Origin of the sequence: Alteromonas sp. CH_MED4-4, from assembly GCF_037029575.1 — a bacterium.
GTDB classification, from domain to species: domain Bacteria; phylum Pseudomonadota; class Gammaproteobacteria; order Enterobacterales; family Alteromonadaceae; genus Alteromonas; species Alteromonas macleodii.
In genome coordinates, this window is record NZ_JAYMEU010000055.1 from 1 (window position 1) to 7,745 (window position 7,745).

Below are 7,745 nucleotides of genomic sequence, written 5' to 3' on the forward strand. Positions count from 1 at the left end.
CCTCTCCGTTGTCTGATCGCCAACGCTTGAGCAGCGGCGCGATGGTGCTTTTGCTGCCGGTGCCCATATGTTCCCGCACTCGATCCACCGTAGGCTCCTGGCCTTGGGTTTTGATGGCTTCGGCGGCTTTGGCGACATCGTGGAAAGTGACTCCGGCGCGTGCCATAGGGAGATTTCCTCTCAAACTATTTAGTAACGTATTATGTAACACGTAATATAACATTATATTTATGCTTATCAAAGTTTCTTGAGTTTCAATTTTTAACCTTCGATAATCAAGGTTATCGTTGGCTATGGTATTAAGCTGAAAATCTTCTGCTTGTAACGCCGGTACATAGCCGCCTTTCTGGTGACACCGATAGGAATCCAATTCATGAACACCAAACCACCCAAAATGGCCACCGACTTAGCATTACGTAATGAGGAATCGAACCAGATTGCTCATCGGGAATCCGAGTCACTGCGGCACTACCTCCAGGCGGCCACCTCCGATAACACCCGCAAGGCCTACCGATCCGCCATTCGCCAATTTGAGAAATGGGGTGGCCGGTTGCCGACTGACCGAGATACGGTGGTGCGCTATCTGCTCGCCAGGGCCGAATCGCTCAACGCCCGGACGTTAGATCTCCACCTCACCGCCATTAGCCAGTGGCACCATTACCAAGGCGTCACTGATCCGGTGCGCGATCCCCTGGTGCGGAAAACCATGGAAGGCATTCGTCGCACTCATGGCCAACCCAAACGCAAGGCCAAGGCCCTACGCCTGGAACACATCGCACAAATGGTGGATTACCTGCGGTGTTTGCCGGATAGCAAAAAGAAGCATAGGGATATCGCCCTGGTGTTGACCGGCTTTTTCGGCGCTTTTCGTCGCAGCGAACTGGTGGCCATTCAAATCAGTGATCTGAATTGGGAGCCGGAAGGCCTGATCATCCGGTTGCCGCGCTCCAAAACGGATCAACAGGCGACAGGGCTGGCCCGCGCCTTACCTTTCGGTACACCAGGTTGTTGTCCGGCTACAGCAATCAAGGCCTGGATGGATAGCGCTGAGATTGATAGCGGCCCGCTCTTTAGGCCGGTTAACCGCTGGGATCAGGTGACGCCCAGGCCTCTGAACCCAGGGGCAATTAATGACTTGCTCAAAACCCTGGGCAAGGCCTGTCAGTTCGACTTCGTGCCCGAGTTGAGCAGTCACAGTTTTCGCCGCGGCCTCTCCACTTCGGCGGCTCGAGAACGGGTAGACTTCGAGCTGATCAAGAAACAAGGCGGCTGGAAAAGCGATGCAACGGTCTGGGAGTACATCGAAGAAGGCCAGCAACTTTCGAATAATGCCTCGCTGATATTGATGGAAAAGTTGGTCACGCTGATCGACCCCGTATAACCCGTCAAATCACGAATCCCACTCTCAATTCATCTTTGCGTCTCCAGCGCTGCCCGTATCGCTTTCGCCAGATCCTCGGGCTTGCCCTTGCCCCAATAATGCAGGAAATAGTAGGAAGGCGTTTCACCGGTCATATGGTTGTGCAGCGCCACGATGTGGATGCCCGCCTGACGCAGCGTCCGCATCACCGGCTGGATCTCGTCCGCGGTCATGGCAAAATCCCCATCGACGACCGCCTGCTTCTCATTCCCGGAGAAGGCGGCCCAGGTGGACAGGCCCATGGATGCGCCAAATTCCACACCGTGCATTCTGGCGCTGCGCCCGAACGTGAATTTCAGCACCTGCCCGTTAAGGCTGCCCTCGGCATCCAGAATCTTTTCCAACGTCTTGGTGTTGTATTTGCCGGTGATATCGGGCACATCACCCGGAAATCGTTCTTGCGGTACGGGATGCTTTTTACGCACTTGTTTAATGGCATCCCACATGGCCTTGACGCCTTCGGCGAGTGACTCGGCGTTTCGTCCATGGCCGCCGATGTGCATAAAGTAAACCGGCGGACGGTCGAACACGAAATGGTTGTGCAGCGCGGTGATGTCCAGGCCGTGGGCAAAGGCGGCGTCCATGGCCGGGGTGATTTCATCCTCAAACACCACCGTATCCCCCATCACCATAACACCACCCTCCGGCAAGGCCTTGAACGCGGCCCAACTCCCGAGGCCCGCCGGCGGCGGGAACTTCATACCGTCAACGGTGACGGGCACGTCGTCGCGCTTCCAGCCGATACGCACCACGCCATCAGGTTTGGCCGTTGCCTGGGTGCCAGCCGCCTGGCCAATGGCCTTATCATCGAGGCGGCCGGAATCGTCGGCCATTGTTATGGATGCTTGAATGAATAAAGCGCACATTAGAATGAATGCTCGAAGCGGAGACATTGTCATGGCTATTCCTCTTTTTTTGTTGCTGTGAAACATTTTTGGCTGTATTGGGGGGTTACGCCGCCGGGACGCCTGCAAATAACAGATGGTACACAATACCCAGCAGTGCGCTGACTAAAATCATCGGCAACATGCCCACCTTAAAGCGCAACATAGCGATAAAGGCGCCCGCGGCCAGCGCGACGCTGACAATGTGGATGCTGCCCCAGGCGGGTATCAGCAGTAGCATACCATAGGCCCGTACAGTTTCAACCTCGTTAAAGGCGACGTGCACCGCGAACCAGATGGCGAGATTCAGCATCACGCCCACCACGGCCGCCGTGACCGCCGACAGCGCCGCGCTCACCGCCTGGTTGCCGCGCAGTGTTTCCACATACGGCGCGCCCAGGAAGATCCACAAAAAGCAGGGAACGAAGGTGACCCAGGTGGCTAAAACCGATGCCAAGATGCCTGCTGTGAAGGGGTCGAGCGTTCCCGGAGCCCGGAAGGCCCCCATAAAGCCCACGAATTGCACCACTTGGATCAGCGGGCCGGGTGTAGTTTCCGCCATACCCAGACCATCCAGCATTTCCCCCGGTGCCAGCCATCCATAGTTTTGTACCGCCTCCTGGGCCATGTAGGCCAGCACCGAATAGGCGCCACCGAAGGTGACAACCGCCAGTTTGCTGAAGAAAAGCCCAATCTGGGTGAACACATCCTCATAGCCCAAGGTCACAAGCAGGGCGACAAGTGGCGCAAACCACAGCGGCAGCCAGACGGCGAGCACCTTGAGTGCCCGCCCCCGTGACGCCCGGGTATGGCTTGCCGCGCCGCCCTCCATCATGGCATCAATCGCACGCCCGGCGTCCTCGGGGGTATCGTGCCCCTTGATGACCACAAAGCGTTCCGGATCGACATGCCGACCCAGCAGACCGATCAATCCGGCGGTAACGATTACGATCGGGAAAGGCACGGCAAAGAAGAAGATCGCCACGAAAGCGGCGACCGCCAATGCGTACATGTAGGCGTTCTTGAGGACGCGCTTGCCGATGCGGATCACCGCCTGGATCACGATCGCCAGCACGGCCGCCTTGATACCGAAAAACAGGGCCTGCACCAGTGACGCTTCCTGAAATCCAGCGTAGAGCAGACTGAGCACCAGAATGCTGAGAAAGCCCGGCAGCACGAACAGGGCGCCCGCAACCAGTCCACCCTTGATGCCATGCAGCAGCCAGCCGATATAGGTGGCCAGTTGCTGGGCTTCAGGTCCGGGCAGCACCATGCAGTAATTCAGCGCGTGCAGGAAGCGGCTCTCACTGACCCATTGCTTTTCATCCACCAGAATACGGTGCATCACCGCGATCTGGCCGGCGGGACCGCCAAAGCTCAGGATGGCGACCCGCAACCAGACACGCACGGCCTCCCCGAAGGTGATGTGATGGCCGAATGCATTGAGGTTACCAGCGGTCGCATCCCTGGTGATTTGATTGGACCCGCTGCTTGGCGGTACAGATGAAGTTGACGGTTCGTGCATGGTTATTGTTCCTTACCGTAAGTGACCAACAGGCTGTCGAAAACCTGATTGGCAGCTTGTAATAATTGATCATCATCGCTATGGGTTTCGCGCAGCCCTATCAATACACACTCGACCCCGGCGGCCTCCGGCGGCTGATGTCCCCCCACATCGAGGTAGTGCACGAGTTTTCCAAGCCGGAGTAGCGCGGGTGAATCCAGGTCGAAGCTCGCCAGCAGCGTTTCGAAAGTGACTTTTTCTTCCACGTGAGTAAAGGTCGCCCCATCGAAATCGAACCCCAGCGCCTCATCCGGGCAGTCGTCCGGCGAGGCCAGCCATAAAAAGCGTGCGGATGGATCGATGAAGCGGCCAATCAGCCAGGCACTGGCCAAACGGTCCACCCACGGCCGACGCCGCGTCGCCCAGAGCCTGCCTTGATAATCGGCTCGATCAAGACGGCGGATTGTGCGAGGTTCGGGCTGCGGCTCATCGGGAGACAAGACCCGGTTGGCATCGCTTTCCAGCTGTTTCAGAGCCGTATCGATTCGATCCCGCGCGGCACCGGGGAAAAAATCGATGGCTGACAGTCGCGTGAAGCTTTTGCGCAGTTTGCGTGTTTCCTTCATGACCTCCATGGCGGTTTCCGGCAAGAGCTTTGCCCGCAGGTCCGCCATCGCCGAGTCCAGCGACTCATAGTCTTCCGAGCGATCGAATAGCGGGGGGAACGCTTCGGTTTCAGGATCATTAGCGTGCAGTACATGGGCGGTCCCGCCACTATCACGGACATCCTGGGCAATTGCCTCTAGCTTTTCGGCATGATCAGAGATGGCTGGCAGTAGATAGACGCCATCACGCAGCGAAACGGCCCCCAGGGCTTTGATGGCGCGCCATGCCCGCATGCGCACGGTGGCGTTTTCAGTGGGGAGTGAAAGTATCAGCAGTATCCAGGACATGCGTAGATCTTAGTACATATATGTTATAAACTCTACACATTTTTAAACCGAATAACCCCTGGGCAAGAGCGATTGCCTTTAAAGGCGGTGATGCACCTTTAAATACCGCATCCATCAATAAAAACAGCGCTATAGCGCAGTTGGCGTGACCGGAGCCAAGTGAGGTCCTATGACAGCCAAAGAGCAGTTCTTAACCGATCAGCAGCGGTACCAACCGTTAATATTGCCGCAACGATTCTCCGATGAGGAAATGGTTCGCGATTGGACGCTAAGCCGTCGTGATTGCGAGGTCGTCAACAAGTATCGCAAGCAATATCGCCTGGGATTTGCCATCCAACTGTGTGCCATGCGCCTCTATGGCCGGTTTCTAAACCAGCTCCATGATCTTTCGCCACGAGTGATCAGCTACCTGAGTAGTCAACTCGATCTTCCTCCTACGCTAACGGTGGAAGTGCCCGAAAGAGAAGCCACGGTGTTGGAACACCGGAACAATATCCTCAAGTACCTGGGCTTTCATCGGTTTGACGACAAAGTGGAAGCAGATCTGGACCGCTGGATTGAAGAACATGCCCAACAGGGACTGCTTCCGGATGAACTTTTTCACCGGGCAGAACGCCACCTTCTGTTGAAACGTATTGTTTTACCTGGCCCCACGACGATCGAAAGACAGATCATCCGCATATGTAACCAGGTACACGCTCAGCTTTTTGAGCAAGTGTTTGATCAGATGTCGCCGGAATTACGCGATGCCATTGACGATTTGTTGCAAGCCACCGACGGCAATCAACGAACCTACTTCAACCAACTCAAAGAGTACCCGCCGGGTGCGAAAATATCATCACTGAAACGCTATTTGGAACGCTATGACAATCTGGTGTCCACCGGCATTAATGAGTTCGAAGAAAAGGTCATTGATACCGCTTTTCTTAACTACCTGTACCGACTGACCAAGCGTTACAGCGCTAAGGACATGAAGCGCTTCAAGGACCATAAGCGCTATGCATTGATGATTTGCTTCCTGTTGGAATCCCGCAAGATCCTGTTGGATCATCTGGTCAAAATGCATGATCAGTACATGACAGAGCTATGCCGGCAAACCAAAAACAGCCACGACAAAAAACACAAGGAGTTTCGCAAGCGCCAAAAGAAAGCCATCGATGCTGTGCTTGAAACCACGCATGTTTTGCTGGAATGGCCGGATGAACAGCCATTGTACAAGAAGGACTTGTGGCAACGCATTGACGAGAAACATCTGCTGGCATCCATTGACGACCTGCACATTTTTAAACGCCTGGAGGAACGCGGCTACTGCGATTTGTTGCTGGCCCGTTATCCCAGTTTACGAAAATATTTTGCCGACTTTATCCGGTTACCATTTGAAGTGGCTAAAGGTTCCGGGCCGCTGATAAAAGCTATTGAGTTCGTCCGGAAATTGGATGATGGCGACCTGAAAAAGCTACCCGAGAACACACCGACAGCATTCATTCCCCGCGAACTACGCCGCACCCTTAAAGATCAAGCCGGTAACATCAATCGCAACGTTTGGGAAATGGGATTGGCTCTCGCTATGAAAGACGCCTTGCGTTCCGGCGATTTGTACTTGCCGCAGAGTAAGCAGCATGTTTCGTTCTGGGATCTCACCTTAAATGAACCCAGTTGGGATGAAACCAGACAGGCTGTCTATACCGAACTTCAACAGCCTCCACCGCACGAAGTTCGAGCCGCCATTTCAACGCAGTTCCACGAATCAGTCTCTGAAGCGAAAAAGCTGTTCGGCCTGGACAACTTCGCGGAAATTCAAAACGGCCGATTGAAACTCAAACGTGATGACAAGCTCGAGGTCCCGGATAAAGTCAACCAACTGCAAAAAGTGATCGATGCACATATGCCCAGCATACGTATCGAACAGCTTCTGATGGAAGTAGATCAAATGACACATTACAGCCGTCATTTTGTCCCTATCCAGCACCATCAATCGCGCCCCAAAGCCTTTTACAAAAGCCTGATGGCCGCCATTATTTCGCAGGCCACCAACCTGGGTGTCGTATCCATGAGCAATAGCGTTAAAGGTGTGACCGTCGATATGCTCCGGCATATCCTGCAATACTATATTCGAGAGGAAACCCTGATCAACGCCAGTGCTGAAATTGTGAATCAACACCATGAGCTGCCGTTGAGTGCGGTGCACGGCACCGGTACATTGTCCTCATCGGATGCGCAACGCTTTAAAATCCGCGCCGACAGCCTGTTGGCTTCTTACTATCCCCGCTACTACGGTTATTATGAAAAAGCCATCGGGATCTACACCCACGTTTCCGATCAATATTCAGTGTTCAGCACCAAGATTATTTCCTGTAGCCCGCGTGAAGCGCTGTATGTTTTGGACGGCCTGCTGGAAAACAACACGATTCTGAAAATCCGGGAGCACACCACCGATACACATGGCTATACCGAAATCGTCTTCGCACTCTGTCATTTGCTCGGATTCTACTTTATGCCGCGCATTCGGGATCTCAAAGATCAGCAGCTTTACCGTATTGACAAAACCGTCGATTACGGCGACCTCAACCATTTACTCACCAAAACAGCCGATCTGGCCATCATTGAGGAACAGTGGGAATATATGATGCGAGTGGCGATTTCACTGAAGCAGAAAACTGCGCCAGCACACGTCATCGTCCAACGATTAACCAATAGTTCACCTTCGGATCGCCTCACCAAAGCCTTTACGAACTTGGGGCGGATTATCAAGACCGAATACATTCTGCGGTACCTGACTGACAAAGAACTCCGTCAAACCGTCCAACGGCAACTGAATAAAGGGGAATACCGACATAAACTGCCGCGCTGGATATTCTTTGCGGATCAGGGTGAATTCACCACAGGCGACTATGAAGAAATCATGAACAAGGCCAGTAGTCTCAGCTTTGTGTCCAATGCCATTCTGTACTGGAACACCATCAAGATAAGCGACATTGTGGAGC

6 protein-coding genes are annotated in these 7,745 nt (G+C 54.1%); 2 read left to right on the forward strand and 4 right to left on the reverse strand.

Translation table 11 applies throughout. The annotated features are described in order from the left end of the window. The coding region (locus WA381_RS20625) for a DNA-binding protein (RefSeq protein WP_336182972.1) at positions 1–223 on the reverse strand (223 nt) is incomplete at its 3' end. Positions 224–373: 150 nt separating this feature from the next. Here WA381_RS20625 and WA381_RS20630 point away from each other — a divergent pair. Further along, on the forward strand, positions 374–1,381 hold the full coding sequence (locus WA381_RS20630; RefSeq protein ID WP_049589050.1) for a tyrosine-type recombinase/integrase: 1,008 nt from the start codon (positions 374–376) through the stop codon (positions 1,379–1,381). Positions 1,382–1,410: 29 nt separating this feature from the next. On the opposite strand, the gene WA381_RS20635 is transcribed toward WA381_RS20630, so the two are convergent. From WA381_RS20635 to WA381_RS20645, 3 genes are all read right to left on the reverse strand, one after another. After that, a complete protein-coding gene (locus WA381_RS20635; protein WP_197044410.1) occupies positions 1,411–2,253 on the reverse strand; it encodes a DUF1259 domain-containing protein in 843 nt (280 codons plus the stop codon). 118 nt (positions 2,254–2,371) lie between these two features. Then, entirely contained in the window at positions 2,372–3,829 is a 1,458-nt protein-coding gene (gene chrA, locus WA381_RS20640; RefSeq protein ID WP_049589048.1) for a chromate efflux transporter, read from the reverse strand. Between the two features lie 2 nt (positions 3,830–3,831). Beyond that, positions 3,832–4,761 carry a chromate resistance protein ChrB domain-containing protein gene (locus WA381_RS20645; protein WP_049589047.1) on the reverse strand — a complete coding sequence of 310 codons (930 nt, stop codon included), beginning with the start codon at positions 4,759–4,761 and terminating at the stop codon, positions 3,832–3,834. A gap of 169 nt (positions 4,762–4,930) precedes the next feature. Between WA381_RS20645 and WA381_RS20650 the strand changes: the two genes are divergently transcribed. Then, positions 4,931–7,745, forward strand: a 2,815-nt coding sequence (locus tag WA381_RS20650) for a Tn3 family transposase (RefSeq protein ID WP_336146765.1), incomplete at its 3' end; no start/stop codon positions are given.